The sequence below is a fragment of the Streptococcus ilei genome (assembly GCF_000479335.1).
GTDB classification, from domain to species: domain Bacteria; phylum Bacillota; class Bacilli; order Lactobacillales; family Streptococcaceae; genus Streptococcus; species Streptococcus ilei.
The window spans coordinates 1253616-1271838 of sequence record NC_022584.1 but is presented as its reverse complement, the minus strand read 5'-3'; the positions used below and the strand labels follow the sequence as shown (position 1 = coordinate 1271838).

Below are 18223 nucleotides of genomic sequence, written 5' to 3'. Positions count from 1 at the left end.
AGGTCCTGCCTATCCGTTTTTGTTAAATCATGTTATAATAGTATAGAAATAAAAAATATAGGAGAAACAAACCTCATGGCACGCGAATTTTCACTTGAAAAAACTCGTAATATCGGTATCATGGCCCACGTCGATGCTGGTAAGACAACTACAACTGAGCGTATCCTTTACTACACTGGTAAGATTCACAAAATTGGTGAAACTCACGAAGGTGCGTCACAAATGGACTGGATGGAGCAAGAGCAAGAACGTGGTATCACTATCACTTCTGCAGCTACAACAGCTCAATGGAAAGATACTCGTGTAAACATCATCGACACACCAGGACACGTGGACTTCACGATCGAAGTTCAACGTTCACTCCGCGTTTTGGACGGTGCTGTAACCGTTCTTGACTCACAATCAGGTGTTGAGCCTCAAACAGAAACTGTTTGGCGCCAAGCAACTGAATACAGAGTTCCTCGTATCGTATTTGCGAACAAGATGGATAAAATCGGTGCTGACTTCCTTTACTCAGTAAGCACTCTTCATGACCGTCTTCAAGCAAATGCTCACCCAATCCAATTGCCAATCGGTTCAGAAGATGACTTCCGTGGAATCATCGACTTGATCAAGATGAAAGCTGAAATCTACACCAACGACCTTGGTACAGATATTCTTGAAGAAGATATCCCAGCTGAATACCTTGAACAAGCTCAAGAATACCGTGAAAAATTGGTCGAAGCAGTTGCTGAAACTGACGAAGATTTGATGATGAAATACCTTGAAGGTGAAGAAATCACTAACGAAGAATTGAAAGCTGGTATCCGTAAAGCGACTATCAATGTTGAATTCTTCCCAGTATTGTGTGGTTCTGCCTTCAAGAACAAAGGGGTTCAATTGATGTTGGATGCGGTCCTTGACTACCTTCCAAGCCCACTTGATATCCCTGCAATCAAGGGTGTAAACCCAGATACAGATGAAGTAGAAGAACGTCCAGCATCTGATGACGAGCCATTTGCAGCTCTTGCCTTCAAGATCATGACTGACCCATTTGTAGGTCGTTTGACATTCTTCCGTGTTTATTCAGGTGTCTTGAACTCTGGTTCATACGTATTGAACACTTCTAAAGGTAAACGTGAACGTATCGGACGTATCCTTCAAATGCACGCCAACACTCGTATGGAAATCGAAACAGTTTACTCTGGAGATATCGCAGCTGCTGTTGGTTTGAAAGATACAACAACTGGTGACTCATTGACAGATGAAAAAGCAAAAGTTATCCTTGAGTCAATCGAAGTTCCAGAACCAGTTATCCAATTGATGGTTGAGCCTAAATCTAAAGCAGACCAAGACAAGATGGGTATTGCCCTTCAAAAATTGGCTGAAGAAGATCCAACATTCCGCGTTGAAACAAACCCTGAAACTGGTGAAACAGTTATCTCTGGTATGGGTGAGTTGCACTTGGATGTCCTTGTTGACCGTATGAAACGTGAATTCAAGGTTGAAGCAAACGTTGGTGCTCCTCAAGTATCTTACCGTGAAACATTCCGCGCTTCTACACAAGCACGTGGATTCTTCAAACGTCAATCTGGTGGTAAAGGTCAGTTTGGTGATGTATGGATCGAATTTACTCCAAACGAAGAAGGAAAAGGATTCGAGTTCGAAAATGCAATCGTCGGTGGTGTGGTTCCACGTGAATTCATCCCTGCAGTAGAAAAAGGACTTCAAGAATCTATGGCGAACGGTGTTCTTGCTGGCTACCCAATGGTTGACGTGAAAGCGAAGCTTTACGATGGTTCATACCACGATGTCGACTCATCTGAAACTGCCTTCAAGATCGCTGCATCTCTTGCTCTTAAAGAAGCAGCTAAATCAGCACAACCAGCTATCCTTGAACCAATGATGCTTGTAACCATCACAGTTCCTGAAGAAAACCTTGGGGATGTTATGGGTCACGTAACTGCTCGTCGTGGACGTGTAGACGGTATGGAAGCACACGGTGCAAGCCAAATCGTTCGTGCTTATGTACCACTTGCTGAAATGTTCGGTTACGCTACTGTCCTTCGTTCTGCAACTCAAGGACGTGGTACCTTCATGATGGTATTTGACCACTACGAAGATGTACCGAAATCAGTACAAGAAGAAATCATTAAAAAAGCTAAAGGTGAAGCATAATTTTGCCGTCTAGCTAAAAGCTTTCCTCTTAGGAGGAAGGCTTTTTTGATTCGAAAGAGTTCAACCCCTCTTCCTCATAAGAGATAGTGAAAATGAATATGAAAGTTTGTGTAATATTTCTAATCCTACTGAAATCAGTTGCATTTTAGGGGAAGAAAGTATATAATAATATTGTTGAAAGATGATTTGTAACCTATCAAGTTACTCTTTTCACATAAAAATTTTTTGATTTTCATAAGGAGGAAATCACGAATGGTAGTTAAAGTTGGTATTAACGGTTTCGGTCGTATCGGTCGTCTTGCTTTCCGTCGTATCCAAAACGTAGAAGGTGTTGAAGTTACTCGCATCAACGACCTTACAGATCCAGTTATGCTTGCACACTTGTTGAAATATGACACAACTCAAGGTCGTTTCGACGGTACTGTGGAAGTTAAAGAAGGTGGATTCGAAGTTAACGGTAAATTCGTTAAAGTTTCTGCTGAACGTGATCCAGAACAAATCGACTGGGCTAACGACGGTGTAGAAATCGTTCTTGAAGCAACTGGTTTCTTTGCTAAGAAAGAAGCTGCTGAAAAACACTTGCACCCAGGTGGAGCTAAGAAAGTTGTTATCACTGCTCCTGGTGGAAACGACGTTAAAACAGTTGTATTTAACACTAACCACGACATTCTTGATGGTACTGAAACAGTTATCTCAGGTGCTTCATGTACTACAAACTGCTTGGCTCCAATGGCTAAAGCTCTTCAAGATAACTTTGGTGTTGTAGAAGGATTGATGACTACTATCCACGCTTACACTGGTGACCAAATGATCCTTGACGGACCACACCGTGGTGGTGACCTTCGTCGTGCTCGCGCTGGTGCAGCTAACATCGTTCCTAACTCAACTGGTGCTGCTAAAGCTATCGGTTTGGTAATCCCAGAATTGAACGGTAAATTGGACGGATCTGCACAACGCGTTCCAACTCCAACTGGATCAGTTACTGAATTGGTTGCAGTTCTTGAAAAGAACGTTACTGTTGATGAAGTGAACGCAGCTATGAAAGCAGCAGCTAACGAATCATACGGTTACACAGAAGATCCAATCGTATCTTCAGATATCGTAGGTATGGCTTACGGTTCATTGTTTGACGCAACTCAAACTAAAGTTCTTGACGTTGATGGTAAACAATTGGTTAAAGTTGTTTCATGGTATGACAACGAAATGTCTTACACTGCACAACTTGTACGTACTCTTGAATACTTCGCAAAAATTGCTAAATAATTCATGTGTATGATGAGAGGAGGGTGACCTCCTCTTTTTTTGTACTTTTTTTAGTTCCTCCTCACCTTATTATAGGATTTGCTAAAATGGATTGACAGACCTCTCTTTAAAGGGGTAAACTAAATTTGAGTGAAGATTTCCAATTAAACAAAATGTAAGCGATTGCACGAGAGCAAAGGAGAAGTGTTTTAGGAGATTGGAAATTAGTAAAATAAGATGGAGGTCAAGATGAAAGGTCATCAATTTGAAAAACAACAACGTTTTAGTATCCGAAAATTCAGTGTGGGAGTTTGTTCTGCACTGATTGGATTGGCATTTTTAGGGACGGGGGCTGTCTCAGCGGATGAGACGCATGCTGCGAATGAACAACCCTTAGAAGCCACTTCAGCAACTGCAGAAGATGTAAATCATTTGATCAGAGAAGCTGGTGTCTACACTGCAGATGCTGTCTTGCCAACTACAGAATCAGTGAAACCAGTTGAGGAAGCCACTTCAGCAACTCCAGAGGCTACTTTAGCAACTCCCGAAGTTAGCCCGACGACCACAGATAGTCCAGCGGTTTCAGCGACAGAACAGCCAAAAGCAAGCACAGAAAAAGTAGAAGATTTACCAACTAATGAAGAAAAACAATTAAGACCGAAAGAGGTCAAATTTGATACATGGGACGATTTGTTGAAATGGGAACCTGGTAAACGAGTAGATGATGATTTGAACCGAGCAAGTGTCCCCCTCGCTAGCCGTTTTCAAGGGAAGCAAATCAACGAGCAAGCAAACCCTGATGCAAAGATTCAGGCTCTGTCTAACATGAACTCAAAGGCTAAGGATCATGCTTCCGTCGGTGGGGAAGAGTTTAAGGCCTATGCTTTTGACTATTGGCAGTATTTGGATTCCATGGTATTCTGGGAAGGTCTGGTACCATCAGCGGATGTGATTGATGCTGCTCACCGAAATGGGGTGCCCATCTATGGAACACTCTTTTATAACTGGTCTAGTAGCATCAAGGATCAAGAGCATTTTGCAGAAACCTTGAAAGAAGATAGTGAAGGCTCTAAAACCTTCCCGATCGCACGGAAATTAGTTGATCTAGCTAAGTATTATGGTTTCGATGGCTACTTTATTAACCAAGAAACGACAGGGAACCTAGTAGAACCTTTAGGACCAAAATTAAGAGATTTCCTTCTTTACACCAAGGAGTATGCGAAGAGTATTAACTACCCTATCAAGTACTCTTGGTATGATGCCATGACCTATGAATATGGTCGTTACCATGAAAATGCACTGGGTGAATACAACTACAATTTCATGCAACCTGAAAATGGGGAAAATCCAGTTGATACCTTCTTTGCCAACTTTAACTGGGGCAAATCAGAAGTTGATTATTCTATCAGCACAGCCAAATGGATTCAGCGCAATCCTTATGATGTTTTAGCAGGACTCGAACTTCAAAAAGGGGGCTCTTATAAGACCAATGTGGACTGGAATGCGATTTTAGATGAACATGGCAAGTTGCGTCTATCCCTGGGGCTTTATGCACCTGATACCATTACGGGTCTAGGAAAGACAGGAGAGGGGTATCATACCCATGAAGATCTATTCTGGACAGGTTTCCAAGGTGATCCAACCAAAGGAAAACCAGCAGATCAATCTTGGTACGGGATGTCCAATCTAGTCGTGGATAAAACTCCGATCACAAATGCTGATTTTAATACTTCATTCAATACTGGTCACGGAAAATATTGGTTTGTAGATGGAAAAATTTCCAAAGATGGCGAGTGGAATTACCGATCCGTCTCTGGCTACCTTCCAACATGGCGCTGGTGGGTAGAACATAGTGAAGACAGCACGCCATTGAAAGGGCGCTATGACTTTGATCAAGCCTATAATGGAGGAAACTCGCTAACCTTTGAAGGCGATTTGAAAGCTAATAGCAGTCAAAATGTCATGCTCTATTCGACCAAGATCCCTGTGACAGAAACAACAAAATTAAGTGTCTCTCACAAGGGTGGGGTTGGTGCGGCTGCTTGGGTAGCTGTTGCTACAAAAGAAGATTACTCGGAATACGTATGGAAGGAATTGACGCCAAACGCAGATTGGTCCACTCAAACCTTCGATTTGGGAGACCTAGCTGGCAAGACCATTTATGCCGTTAAGATGTTCTTTGACCATGATGCAGATGTCAAAGACTACAAGTTCAATCTCGGCCAATTGTCGATTACGTCGAACCAAGAAAAACCAGCTGCTCCTTCTGAAGTAACCGTGAAAGGCAAACGCCTGCAAAATGCGCAAGAAGCAGAAGCAGTCCTAAACTTTAAAGGAGTTGCGGATGCAGATTATTATGAAGTCTATGAGAAAGATGGGGATAACTGGCGTCTCTTAACAGGGTCTTCTGCGACAACTGTCTATCTTCCAAAAGTTAGTCGTTCAGCAAGTGCTGAAGGGACCACTCAAGAACTCAAGGTTGTTGCTGTTGGGAAGAACGGTCAACGTTCAGATGCGGGAACTGTAGCCTTTGATTGGGGTATGACAGTGTCGGATACCAGCCTACCAAAAGCATTGGCGCCAAACGTAGTGATTGGGGCGAAAGTCATCGGTTCAAGTTTCCCAGATGCAGATGGTAGTGAAGGTATCGAGGGGATGTTGAATGGTACCATTACGAGTCTTTCAGATAAATGGTCGTCGGCTCAATTGAGTGGAACTGTCGATATTCGCTTGACACAACCAAGGACCATTGTTCGTTGGGTTATGGACCATGCAGGTGCGGGTGGTGAATCTGTCGATGATGGCAAGATGAATACCCGTGACTTCGATCTTTACTACAAGGACGAAGCCGGCGAGTGGAAATTGGCCAAGGAAGTCCGTGGTAACAAAGCCCATGTGTCAGATATTACACTCGATCAACCGATTAAGGCCCAAGATTGGCGTCTCCATGTCATTACAGCCGATAATGGGACTCCATGGCAAGCTATTCGAATCTATAACTGGAAAATGTATGAAAGTTTAGATACCGAAACAGTCAATATCCCGATGAAGGATGCTGCAGCGCAAAACCTAGGCAATCATTTTGTCCAGGTTGGCTTTAAGGATGTACCTGCGAATACAACGATTTCACTTTATGCCGATAAAGAAGCGACTAGCCCAATTGCGACTATGACAGCCGATCAAGCTGGAAATCTGATCTTTAAACCGCTCGCTTTTGAATCGACTCCGTCTCTTCTTTACTATCGTGCACAAGCACCAGGAAAAGAGATCAGTAATGTTCTAGCGATTGAAGTTCCAAAAAATGATAAAGAAATTAGTGGAGTTCAATTAGAAGAGGGCTTAGCTAAGAAGGTCTACAGAAAAGGAGATGCTCTCTCCTTGAAAGGAGCGACTCTTCGCGTTCATTATCAAGATGGACAAGCAGATCAACTGGTCAACCTCACCAACTCAGGTGTAGAGATTCATGGATTTGACAGTAGCAAGCTTGGAGAACAACACCTAGAAGTTTCTTATCTTGGTCAGAAATTGGATAAGACTCTCACTGTTTTTGTGGTCAGTGCAGAGGAAGCAGGTGAAAAAGCCGTTGCTGGTCTAGAATTGACTGACAAACCAAAAGTCGAATATATTGTCGGAGAAGCATTTGAAAAAGAAGGCGGACGCTTTACAGTCGTCTTTGAAGATGAAACGACTGAAACGCACGCCTTGACCGATGAAGGTGTTGAAGTAACTGGCTTTGATGCGAGCAAGGAAGGTCGTCAAACTATCACCGTCCATTACAAGGGAGCTAGCACAAGCTTTGATGTCCTCGTGAATCCAAAACCAGCTCTCAACGATGAATATCTCAAGCAAAAATTGGCTGAAGCTGAAGCTGCAAAAGCCAAAGTAGACTTTACTTTTGCCACTCCTGAAGTCAAAGAAGCCTTGTTGGCTGGAATAGCTGCTTCTGAAAAAGTCTTGAAAGAGCATGATACCAGCACACAAAATCAAGTCAATGAGCAGTTAAACCAATTGACCGCTCTCTTGAAAGCCTTGGATGGACAAGCCAATCTAACAAAAGAAAAAGAAACTCTCTCTGCTCTGACAGAGGAAGCGACCACTCTATTAGCAAGCAAGCCAAATCATCCTTCTGGTGATGCTTTGAAGGCACTGGTTGAGAAAAATAAAGAACTCCTAGCCTCTTCAGAACTCATTCCTGAAGCGCTCGCAACCGCAAAAACAGGTCTAGAAACCTTGATTGCGCTCTTGAAAGAAGATAAGCCGGCTGTCTTTGTAGACCCTGCAACTGGAGTTGAAGTTCAGTTCTCTAATTTGGAACCTACTGTTGTTAAGGGGTTGAAAGTCGCGAAAGTTGAAGCAAATCAGGCAGAAAAAGAAGAGCTGAAGGGACGAGAAGCGGCTATCTTTGATATCGAAGGAGTCGATGCAAGTGGTCAAGATGTGGATACCCATCATCCATCACTTGTGAAAATACCTGTGGATAAGGATAAAGAAGTGGAGCAAGTCCTCTTCTTCCCAGAAGGTCAAGCACCTCAATCTTTAGCCTTTGAGCGTGTAGGAGATGTAGTCATCTTCACAGCTCCACACTTTACTCACTATGCGATTGTCTACAAAACTCAAAAGATAGAGGCACCGGATCAGCCAATCCAGCCAGATCAACCTGTGACACCGGACCAACCGATCCAGCCAGAGAAACCTGCGACACCAGATCAACCGATTCAGCCGGAGAATCCAACAAAACCAGACCAACCGGATAACAATCAAACATCACCAGAACAATTGAATCCGACGAAACCAACTGATCCATTGAATCAAAAGGAAAATGGACCAGATCTTCTGGATCAACGAGTTCAACAAGTTTTGAGTCGTTACTTAACACCGTCTAAAGAAGATTCTTCTCAACAAGATCCAACCAGCAAAGAAACTGACAAGGAATTGCCAACAACTGCAAGTTTAGAGGCTTCTTTTGCAGCAGAAGCTGTACTCTTAGCGGCACTTGGAGGCTTCCTCTTGGCCGGTAAGAAGAAAGAAGAGTAAGGTTTTCTAGAGGCTTAAAAAAGTTAAAATCAATCATAAACCTCCTTTGTGAAAAACAAGGGAGGTTTCATGATGTAGATTCTGAATCAGGAGTATCAATCCAGATAGGCTATTATGAAGTAGAAATCCACTATTTTTCTACCTCTTTTACATCTTTTGTGATATAATTATCATGTATAAAAAATAGAAGGAGTCATATCCAATGGCAAAATTGACTGTTAAAGACGTTGACTTGAAAGGGAAAAAAGTTCTCGTTCGTGTTGACTTCAACGTTCCTGTAAAGGATGGCGTGATCACAAATGACAACCGTATCACTGCCGCTCTTCCAACAATCAAGTACATTCTTGAGCAAGGCGGACGTGCAATCCTCTTCTCTCACCTTGGACGTGTAAAAGAAGAAGCTGATAAAGAAGGTAAATCACTTGCTCCTGTAGCGGCTGACTTGGCTGCTAAATTGGGTCAAGACGTTGCTTTCCTACCAGGTGTTACTCGTGGTGTTGAATTGGAAGCTGCGATTAACGCTCTTGAAGACGGACAAGTTCTTTTGGTTGAAAACACTCGTTTTGAAGATGTTGATGGCAAGAAAGAATCTAAAAACGATCCTGAACTTGGTAAATACTGGGCATCACTTGGAGATGGTATCTTCGTAAACGATGCATTCGGTACAGCTCACCGTGCGCACGCTTCAAACGTTGGTATCTCAGCAAACGTTGAAAAAGCTGTTGCTGGTTTCCTTCTTGAAAACGAAATTGCCTACATCCAAGAAGCAGTTGAAGCTCCAGAACGTCCATTCGTGGCTATCCTTGGTGGTTCAAAAGTTTCAGACAAGATTGGTGTTATCGAAAACTTGCTTGAAAAAGCTGATAAAGTTCTTATCGGTGGTGGGATGACTTACACATTCTACAAAGCTCAAGGTATCGAAATCGGTAACTCACTTGTAGAAGAAGACAAATTAGATGTCGCTAAAGCTCTTCTTGAAAAAGCAAACGGCAAATTGATCTTGCCAGTTGACTCAAAAGAAGCGAACGCATTTGCTGACTACACTGAAGTGAAAGACACTGAAGGTGAAGCAGTTGACCCAGGCTTCCTTGGTTTGGATATCGGTCCTAAATCTATCGCTAAATTTGACGAAGCTTTGACTGGTGCGAAAACAGTTGTATGGAACGGACCTATGGGTGTATTTGAAAACCCTGACTTCCAAGCTGGTACAATCGGTGTCATGGACGCTATCGTGAAACAACCAGGCGTTAAATCAATCATCGGTGGTGGTGACTCAGCTGCCGCAGCGATCAACCTTGGTCGTGCAGACAAGTTCTCATGGATCTCTACTGGTGGAGGCGCTTCAATGGAACTCCTTGAAGGTAAAGTATTGCCAGGTTTGGCTGCACTTACAGAAAAATAAGACGGTTCCTCATAAACCATAGAAGAAGCACCGAAAGGTGCTTTTTTTAGAATGTATACAAACTATTTTTATATAAGATAAGTGATTCTGTATCGAAATAAAATATGATCTCATTTTTGAAATTAATCAAGGAAATCCCGAAACTTTCCGCCGTGAGAAAAGTGCTTGAAACATTTGTTTCAAGCACTCGGGAGTTTTGAAACTTTAGGTTCAAAACTAAGTCATGGAACTTCTTCGAAGTTCGCTGACGTCCGTACTCACCTAAGGAAAGTTTTTAAGATGTCTTTATAGATTAGAAGGAAGCTAGTCGATCTTCATTTCCCTGCTTGAACCTTTCTGGAAATATGTTAGAATAAAAGAGATAGAAAGATAGGGGACAATGGATTACTTTAAACGACATAAATTTGACCGTTCCAAATTTCGATTGGGAATGCGGACCTTCAAAACAGGGATAGCCGTTTTTCTGGTTCTATTGATTTTTGGTATCTTTGGTTGGAGAGGACTGCAAATTGGGGCTCTGACAGCTGTTTTTAGCTTGAGAGAAGATTTTGATAAGAGTGTTCACTTCGGAGCTTCGCGTGTGATGGGCAACAGCATCGGTGGTTTTTATGCTCTGCTATTCTTTATGATCAAGATCCTCTTCCACGATGCCTATTGGGTCACCCTGATTTTTGTACCGATTGCGACCATGTTAACCATTATGACCAATGTCGCCATGAACAATAAAGCCGGAATTATCGGAGGCGTATCAGCTATGCTGATTATTACTCTCTCGATTCCTACAGGTGAAACTTTCCTATATGTTTTTGCCCGCATTTTTGAAACCTTTATCGGTGTCTTTGTAGCGATTTTAGTTAATTCAGATGTGGATCGCATTCGAGACTTTATAAAAGAAAAAAGAAAACCCATGTGAGATTATATGACATTTTAATCTTGACATCGGTTTTTTTTGCGTTATAATAGAAGGGAAAGGAGGTCGGATATGAAAGAAAAGGAATTAAGACGAACGTTAGCGGTCTTTCCGATTGGTAGTGTTATGAAATTGACAGATTTAACAGCTCGTCAGATTCGCTATTACGAAGATCAACAACTCATTACTCCGGATCGTACAGAGGGCAATCGTCGGATGTTTTCTCTCAACGATATGGATCGCCTGTTGGAGATTAAGGATTACTTATCTGAAGGCCTTAATATTGCAGGAATCAAAAAACGGATTGCTGAGAAAGAAGCTAAACGCCAAGCTGCCAAGGTAGTTAGCGAGAAGGAAGTTCGCAAGGCCCTTCATCGCGACATTCTTCAGCAAAGTCGCTTTCATACGACCTCATCGCCATATGGTCAGTTACGCTGATCATTCTTTTTACTTATTGCTTTATTCATAAGGAGACACACATGTCAATTACTGTTGAAGATATTCGTCGCGAAGTCAAAGAAAAAAATGTAACCTTTATTCGGTTGATGTTCTCAGATATCTTAGGAACCATGAAAAACGTTGAAATTCCAGCGACAGATGAACAGTTGGAAAAAGTTTTATCAAACAAGGCTATGTTTGATGGATCTTCTATCGAAGGGTTTGTTCGGATTAATGAGTCTGATATGTATCTCTATCCTGACTTGGACTCTTGGACTGTTTTCCCTTGGGGAGATGAGAACGGTAGTGTCGCAGGCTTGATTTGTGATGTCTATACAACAGAAGGGGAACCATTTGCAGGAGATCCACGTGGAAACCTCAAACGTGCTCTTCGTCACATGGAAGAAGTTGGCTTCAAATCGTTCAACCTTGGACCAGAGCCAGAGTTCTTCCTCTTTAAACTGGATGAAAATGGAGACCCAACTCTTGAAGTGAATGACAAGGGTGGCTATTTTGATTTGGCACCTACAGACCTTGCGGATAACACTCGTCGTGAGATCGTCAATGTCTTAACCCAAATGGGATTTGAGGTAGAAGCCAGTCACCACGAAGTGGCTGTAGGTCAGCATGAAATTGACTTTAAGTACGATGAAGTTCTTCGCGCCTGTGACAAGATTCAAATCTTTAAACTCGTTGTAAAAACCATTGCTCGTAAACATGGTTTGTATGCAACCTTTATGGCTAAACCAAAATTTGGTATCGCTGGTTCTGGTATGCATTGCAATATGTCCTTGTTTGATGCCGAAGGGAACAACGCCTTCTTTGATCCAAATGATCCAAAAGGAATGCAGTTGTCAGAAACAGCTTATCATTTCCTTGGTGGTTTGATCAAGCACGCTTACAACTACACAGCCATCATGAACCCGACTGTCAACTCCTACAAACGTTTGGTACCAGGTTTTGAAGCTCCTGTATACATCGCTTGGGCTGGACGCAACCGCTCCCCATTGGTGCGTGTACCTGCTTCACGCGGTATGGGAACTCGTTTGGAATTGCGTTCCGTAGATCCGATGGCTAACCCATACATCGCTATGGCTGTTCTTTTAGAAGTTGGTTTGCATGGGATTGAGAACAAGATTGAAGCGCCAGCACCAATCGAAGAGAATATCTATATCATGACAGCTGAAGAGCGTAAAGAAGCTGGAATTACGGATCTTCCATCTACTCTTCACAATGCTTTGAAAGCCTTGACGGAAGATGAAGTAGTTAAGAATGCTCTCGGTGAACACATCTACACGAGCTTCTTAGAAGCCAAACGCATCGAGTGGGCAAGCTATGCAACCTTCGTTTCACAATGGGAAATTGATAACTACTTGGACTTGTACTAATCAAATCCATACAAAAAATGAGAGTGGGACAGAAGTCGGTCATTCGTTAGAATTCGATTTCATCGTCCCACCTCCGCACAGTTGAGTAGGGCTGTAAAAGCTGATGAAATCAGCGTAGTAGAGCCCACTCAACCACTGCGTCTTGCTCGACAATCCAAAGACAATTGAGAGGCTAGGACTTTTGTCCCAGCCTCATTCTTTTTACTTAATTTTCTTCATCTGGTGTCAAAATCATCGGGATGATGATGGGTTCACGTTCCGTACTTTCGTAAAGGAAAGGACGGAGGGCATTGACAATAGCACCGTGTACGGTTTGAATGTTGGCATCTTTGTTCTTCAAGGCGATTCGGATAGCATTGAAGAGGATACGTTGACTTTCACGGATCAGGTCACCAGACTCTCTCATATAGATGAAACCACGACTGAGAATATCTGGTCCAGCTAAAATCATTTTTGACTTGAAGTCAACTGTCGCAACAGCTAGGACAACACCATCTTCTGATAAATCTTTGCGGTCACGAAGGACAGCAGCTCCGATTTCTCCGATGCGATTTCCGTCGACATAGATATCTTGAGCATTGAAACTTCCTGCGATACGAGCCGAGTTGGCTGTTAAGGCAAGGACATCACCGTTGCTCATGATGAAGATGTTATCCTTTTCTACTCCGCAATCACGCGCAAGTCCAGCATGAATTTTCTGCATGCGGTACTCACCGTGAACAGGCATGAAGTATTTTGGCTTGATCAAGCGCAACATGAGCTTTTGTTCTTGTTGACCACCGTGTCCAGAGGTATGGATATTGTTAATCTTACCGTGGATGACATCGACTCCTGCTTCAGAGATGATGTTGATCAGGCGGTTGACGCTCGTTGTGTTGCCAGGAATTGGACTAGATGAGAAGATAACGGTATCACCCGGTTGCAATTGCACTTGGCGGTGGGTTCCATTAGCGATACGAGACAGTGCCGCCATTGGCTCCCCTTGGCTTCCTGTACACATAATGAGGATTTCGTTTGCCGGGTAGTCTTTGATCTCACTTGGTTCAATAATTGTTCCAGGTGGTACCTTGATATAGCCCAGCTCAATCCCGTTGACAATGGCTTTTTCCATCGAGCGTCCAAAGACAACAATCTTACGGCCCGTTTTAACAGCGGCATCTGCAGCCTGTTGGAGACGGAAGATGTTTGAGGCAAAGGAAGCAAAGATGATGCGTCCATGAATGCCTTCAATAATCTTCATAATGGATTGGCCAACGACTTTTTCAGAGTTGGTAAAGGTTGGGACTTCCGCGTTGGTTGAGTCAGAAAGCAGACAGAGGACGCCTTCCTCTCCTAGTGCAGCCATCCGGTGAAGGTCGGCCGGCTCCCCAACAGGTGTGAAGTCAAATTTAAAGTCTCCCGTGCAGACGATTTTTCCTTGAGGCGTATGAAGAACAATCCCCAAAGGTTCTGGAATGGAGTGGGTCGTCCGGAAGAAGGTCGCTTTAATATGCTTAAAGGTCAGCTCCGTATTTTGGTTGATTTCATAGAGTTTGGCACCACGAAGGAGGCCATGCTCTTCCAATTTTCCACGAATAAGGGCTAGAGCCAAAGGTCCAGCATAGATTGGTACATTAGCTTGTTTCAAGAGGAAGGGAATTCCTCCGATATGGTCTTCGTGTCCGTGGGTAATCAAGACACCTTTGACACGGTCGATATTTTCAACGATATAGGAATAGTCAGGAATCACGTAATCAATCCCTAACAAATCATCTTCAGGGAACTTAATCCCAGCATCCACAATGATGATTTCGTCTTGGTATTCAATCCCATAGGTATTTTTACCGATTTCCCCGAGACCTCCAATGGCGAAAACACCAACTTCTTCAGGTTTTAAGGTATATGCCATGGATTAGAACTCCGTAATTTCAAATGCGCCAGACTCTTTTTCATATTCTAGGTGTTGGTCTGACAAGAGAGTGATAAATTCGATGTTGTAAGATGTATTTTCTTCAACAAGGCGACGAGCTTCAATGCGTCCTTCTAACTCATTCTTCGCATCAATATCGAGATAGAGGGCATGAGTCGTTTGACGACGAGGGTTGCGTTCTTTTGTTTCTTGGTAGAAAACTTTGTAAATCATTTCGTTTCGGTTCCTTTCACTTGTTCGGACTGTAGCAGAAAAGAAACAGCTAGTAGCTAGCTGAGACACCTATTCTTGCTTTCTTTTGTCCTGATTCGATACAATTATTATCCATTATACCATAAATAGGCTCTAAGGAAAAGATGCAAGCGGGTTCTGAGAGCAGAAGGAAGCGCTTTTTTAGAAGGGATAGAGAGCAGGTGATTTCACAGTCTGGGGGTGCTTCCTCTACCGTTTGGCGTCTATTTGTAGTATAATATGAAGCAGACAACGAGGAGAAAACATGAAAGTATTAGCATTTGACACCTCCAGTAAGGCCCTATCCGTTGCCCTTTTGGAGGAAGAAAACCGATTAGCAGAGTTAACGCTGACGATCAAGAAAAACCACAGCATTACCTTGATGCCGACCATTGAATTTTTGATGGCCAGCATTGATTGGAAACCGACGGATTTGGACCGTATCGTAGTAGCAGAAGGGCCTGGATCCTATACTGGCTTACGAATTGCGGTAGCAACGGCTAAAACCCTAGCTCAAACGCTAAAGATTGACTTAGTAGGGGTGTCGAGCTTACTAGCCTTGGTACCAGAAGAGATAGAAGGTCTGGCCATTCCAGTCATGGATGCGCGGCGCAACCATGTCTATGCGGGCTTTTACCAAGAGGATCAGTTGGTCTACCCGGAGGGGCACCTTTCTTTTGAAGCCGTATTAGAAAGAGTAAAGGGAGCTGAAAAGGTGACCTTCCTTGGGGAAGTGGAAGCCTTTCGCGAGCAGATACAAGAGGCCTTACCGAGTGCTCAGATGGTAGAAACCCTACCGGATGCGGTACGGATCGGTCGACTAGGACTTACAAAAGAAGCTGTCTCCGTTCATGGTTTTGTGCCCAACTACCTCAAGCGGGTAGAAGCTGAGGAAAACTGGCTCAAGGACCATCAAGAGTCCGGTCAGTCCTACATCAAACGCCTATGATCCGTATCGAGAAGGAAGCGGGGCGATTCGATTTAGCCCCTCAGTTGGTAGAAATCTTAGACGATGTCTATGGACAAAGTCCTTGGACCTTGGAGCAAATCCTCGCGGATCTTGGACAAGCTCAAAATTGGTATGCCTTCGCCTATCATGGGGAAGAATTGGTCGGTTTCTTGGGCATACAAGAAAACCTATACGAGTTAGAAGTGGTCCAAATTGCTGTTCGAAAAAAGTGGCAAGGTCAAGGGATTGCTCGTCAGTTGTTCGAAACCATCCCCTGGGAGAAAGAGGTCTTTTTAGAAGTGAGAGAAGGAAATACTCCAGCTCGGACTCTTTATCAGAAACAAGGATTTAAAGAAATTGGTTGCCGGAAAGGGTATTATCATGCACCTACCGAAGACGCCATTATGATGAAAAGGGAAGCAAATGAAGGATAGATATATTTTGGCATTTGAAACATCCTGTGATGAGACTAGTGTCGCCGTTTTAAAGAACGACACAGAACTCTTGTCCAATGTTATTGCCAGCCAAATTGAAAGCCATAAACGCTTCGGGGGAGTGGTTCCAGAAGTTGCCAGTCGGCACCATGTCGAAGTCATTACGGCCTGTATTGAGGAAGCCCTAGAAGAAGCGGGAATTACAGAAGAAGAAGTCACAGCGGTTGCGGTAACTTACGGACCAGGTCTGGTTGGAGCTCTTTTGGTCGGTCTTGCTGCAGCCAAGGCCTTTGCATGGGCCCATGGGATTCCTTTGATTCCTGTCAATCATATGGCTGGCCACTTGATGGCTGCTCAAAGCGTTGAGCCTTTAGAATTTCCGCTCTTGGCCTTGCTGGTCAGCGGAGGACACACCGAGTTGGTCTATGTCTCGGAGGCGGGTGATTATAAGATCGTTGGGGAAACGCGTGATGATGCAGTGGGTGAGGCCTATGATAAGGTCGGCCGCGTCATGGGCTTGACCTATCCAGCCGGTCGCGAGATTGACGAGTTGGCGCATAAGGGTCAGGATATCTACGATTTCCCACGTGCCATGATCAAGGAAGACAATCTGGAGTTCTCATTCTCAGGGCTCAAATCAGCCTTTATCAATCTCCACCACAATGCCGAGCAAAAAGGCGAGAGTCTGTCCAAGGAAGACCTATCGGCTTCCTTCCAAGCAGCGGTGATGGATATCTTGATGGCCAAGACCAAAAAAGCCCTAGAAAGATACCCTGTTAAGACCCTGGTGGTGGCGGGAGGAGTCGCGGCCAACCAAGGATTACGTGAACGCCTGGCTTCTGAGATCACAGATGTTAAGGTCATCATTCCTCCTCTGCGCCTCTGCGGGGACAATGCGGGGATGATTGCCTATGCCAGTGTCAGCGAATGGAATAAGGGAAATTTTGCTAGCTTAGACCTCAATGCTAAGCCTAGCCTTGCTTTTGCTCCGATAGAAGAGAACTTAGATTAGTTAAAAAACGAACATAAACGACGGGAGGACGATTCCCGTCCCTTTTTTTGTTATAATAGATAGCATCAAAAAAGAAAGGAAGAAGGAGTGGAAAAGAATTTTCAGCAGGGGGTCAGGGATGCCCTTCCGACGGCCTTGGGTTATATCAGTATTGGCTTAGCCTGTGGTGTGGTGGCGTCGCCCTATCTCTCCCCTTTAGAAATGGGATTGATGAGTCTCTTGGTTTACGCAGGGGCTTCTCAGTTTGCGATGATCTCTTTGATTGCCGTCCATTCGTCCCTCATGAATATTGCCTTAACCGTCTTTTTCATCAATTTGCGCAATATGCTTATGAGTCTGCATACCTCCCCTGATTTTAAGGAGGCTAGCCTGGTCCATAATATTGGAATTGGTAGTTTGTTGACAGATGAAAGTTACGGAGTCTATTTAAGTGAGAAATTAAAAAGTGACCGGATCACTGTTCCCTGGATGCATGGCAATAATGTGGTCGGTTATCTGGCCTGGGGCTCATCAACTATTTTGGGGACAGCCCTGGGGTCCCTCTTGCCCAATCCTAGTGCCTTCGGCCTGGACTTCGCCTTAGTTGCCATGTTTATTGGGATTTTTGCAGGTCAGTTTCAAGGCATGCGTTTGACGGAGAAGATGGCTACCATGCTCCTTGTTTTAGGTGCAGTAGCTCTTAGCTTTTTCCTCTTGACCTTCTTTTTGACCCAATCCTTGGCCGTTTTAGTGGCTACTTTAACAGGTTGTTTCGTGGGGGTGATGTGCGATGCGCGTGAATAGTTGGATTTTCTTGGTTATTTTGATGTCCGCAGTGGTCACCTGGATTCCGCGCATTCTTCCCTTCGTTTTGGTCAAATACCGGGGGCTGCCAGATCCAGTTCTGCGTTTTCTAAAATACCTTCCCATTGCCATTATTTTTGCCCTGATCCTTTCCAGTCTAGTAGAGGGGAAACCGGGCCAGCTCCCTCAGGTTCGGTGGGTAGATCTGGTCGCAACCATTCCGACCACGATAGTGGCCTTTCGCTACAAAAACCTAATGGGTACGGTTCTATTCGGGATTGTCTTGGTTGCCCTCTTACGTTTGCTTATCGCCTGAATCTCCTGAATTTTTAGA

The 18223-nt window shown here is 43.9% G+C and carries 14 protein-coding genes; 12 read left to right on the top strand and 2 right to left on the bottom strand.

Annotation, left to right across the window (positions count from 1 at the left end):
• Positions 1-75 precede the first annotated feature (75 nt).
• From fusA to glnA, 7 genes are all read left to right on the top strand, one after another.
• The gene (fusA, locus tag N596_RS06040; RefSeq protein WP_023027302.1) at positions 76-2157 is read left to right on the top strand and encodes an elongation factor G; all 2082 of its coding nucleotides are present in this window, start codon (positions 76-78) and stop codon (positions 2155-2157) included.
• A gap of 252 nt (positions 2158-2409) precedes the next feature.
• Complete coding sequence (gene gap, locus N596_RS06035) at positions 2410-3420, top strand: type I glyceraldehyde-3-phosphate dehydrogenase (protein ID WP_006595530.1); 1011 nt, start codon at positions 2410-2412, stop codon at positions 3418-3420.
• Positions 3421-3648: 228 nt separating this feature from the next.
• Entirely contained in the window at positions 3649-8433 is a 4785-nt protein-coding gene (locus N596_RS06030; protein ID WP_042361260.1) for an endo-beta-N-acetylglucosaminidase, read from the top strand.
• A gap of 202 nt (positions 8434-8635) precedes the next feature.
• Positions 8636-9835 carry a phosphoglycerate kinase gene (locus N596_RS06025; RefSeq protein ID WP_023027299.1) on the top strand — a complete coding sequence of 400 codons (1200 nt, stop codon included), beginning with the start codon at positions 8636-8638 and terminating at the stop codon, positions 9833-9835.
• Between the two features lie 379 nt (positions 9836-10214).
• A complete protein-coding gene (locus N596_RS06020; RefSeq protein ID WP_023024492.1) occupies positions 10215-10748 on the top strand; it encodes an FUSC family protein in 534 nt (177 codons plus the stop codon).
• A 69-nt stretch (positions 10749-10817) separates the two neighbouring features.
• Complete coding sequence (locus N596_RS06015; RefSeq protein ID WP_023024490.1) at positions 10818-11183, top strand: MerR family transcriptional regulator; 366 nt, start codon at positions 10818-10820, stop codon at positions 11181-11183.
• Positions 11184-11224: 41 nt separating this feature from the next.
• The gene (gene glnA, locus N596_RS06010) at positions 11225-12571 is read left to right on the top strand and encodes a type I glutamate--ammonia ligase (protein ID WP_023024488.1); all 1347 of its coding nucleotides are present in this window, start codon (positions 11225-11227) and stop codon (positions 12569-12571) included.
• A gap of 205 nt (positions 12572-12776) precedes the next feature.
• Here the strand turns inward: glnA and rnjA are convergent, their stop codons facing one another.
• On the bottom strand, positions 12777-14459 hold the full coding sequence (rnjA, locus tag N596_RS06005; protein ID WP_023027298.1) for a ribonuclease J1: 1683 nt from the start codon (positions 14457-14459) through the stop codon (positions 12777-12779).
• A gap of 3 nt (positions 14460-14462) precedes the next feature.
• Complete coding sequence (locus tag N596_RS06000; RefSeq protein ID WP_023027297.1) at positions 14463-14693, bottom strand: DNA-dependent RNA polymerase subunit epsilon; 231 nt, start codon at positions 14691-14693, stop codon at positions 14463-14465.
• Between the two features lie 283 nt (positions 14694-14976).
• On the opposite strand from N596_RS06000, the gene tsaB reads away from it, so the two are divergent.
• From tsaB to N596_RS05975, 5 genes are all read left to right on the top strand, one after another.
• Complete coding sequence (tsaB, locus tag N596_RS05995) at positions 14977-15660, top strand: tRNA (adenosine(37)-N6)-threonylcarbamoyltransferase complex dimerization subunit type 1 TsaB (protein WP_023027296.1); 684 nt, start codon at positions 14977-14979, stop codon at positions 15658-15660.
• Entirely contained in the window at positions 15657-16094 is a 438-nt protein-coding gene (gene rimI / locus N596_RS05990) for a ribosomal protein S18-alanine N-acetyltransferase (RefSeq protein ID WP_023027295.1), read from the top strand. The genes tsaB and rimI overlap by 4 nt, the downstream gene beginning before the upstream one ends.
• The gene (tsaD, locus tag N596_RS05985; RefSeq protein ID WP_023027294.1) at positions 16084-17106 is read left to right on the top strand and encodes a tRNA (adenosine(37)-N6)-threonylcarbamoyltransferase complex transferase subunit TsaD; all 1023 of its coding nucleotides are present in this window, start codon (positions 16084-16086) and stop codon (positions 17104-17106) included. The genes rimI and tsaD overlap by 11 nt, the downstream gene beginning before the upstream one ends.
• 87 nt (positions 17107-17193) lie before the next feature.
• Positions 17194-17889 (top strand): AzlC family ABC transporter permease, encoded by a 696-nt coding sequence (locus N596_RS05980; protein ID WP_006595541.1) that lies wholly within the window; start codon positions 17194-17196, stop codon positions 17887-17889.
• Positions 17876-18205: an AzlD domain-containing protein gene (locus N596_RS05975; RefSeq protein WP_023024476.1), complete on the top strand. Its 330-nt coding sequence runs from the start codon at positions 17876-17878 to the stop codon at positions 18203-18205. The genes N596_RS05980 and N596_RS05975 overlap by 14 nt, the downstream gene beginning before the upstream one ends.
• Positions 18206-18223: the final 18 nt, after the last annotated feature.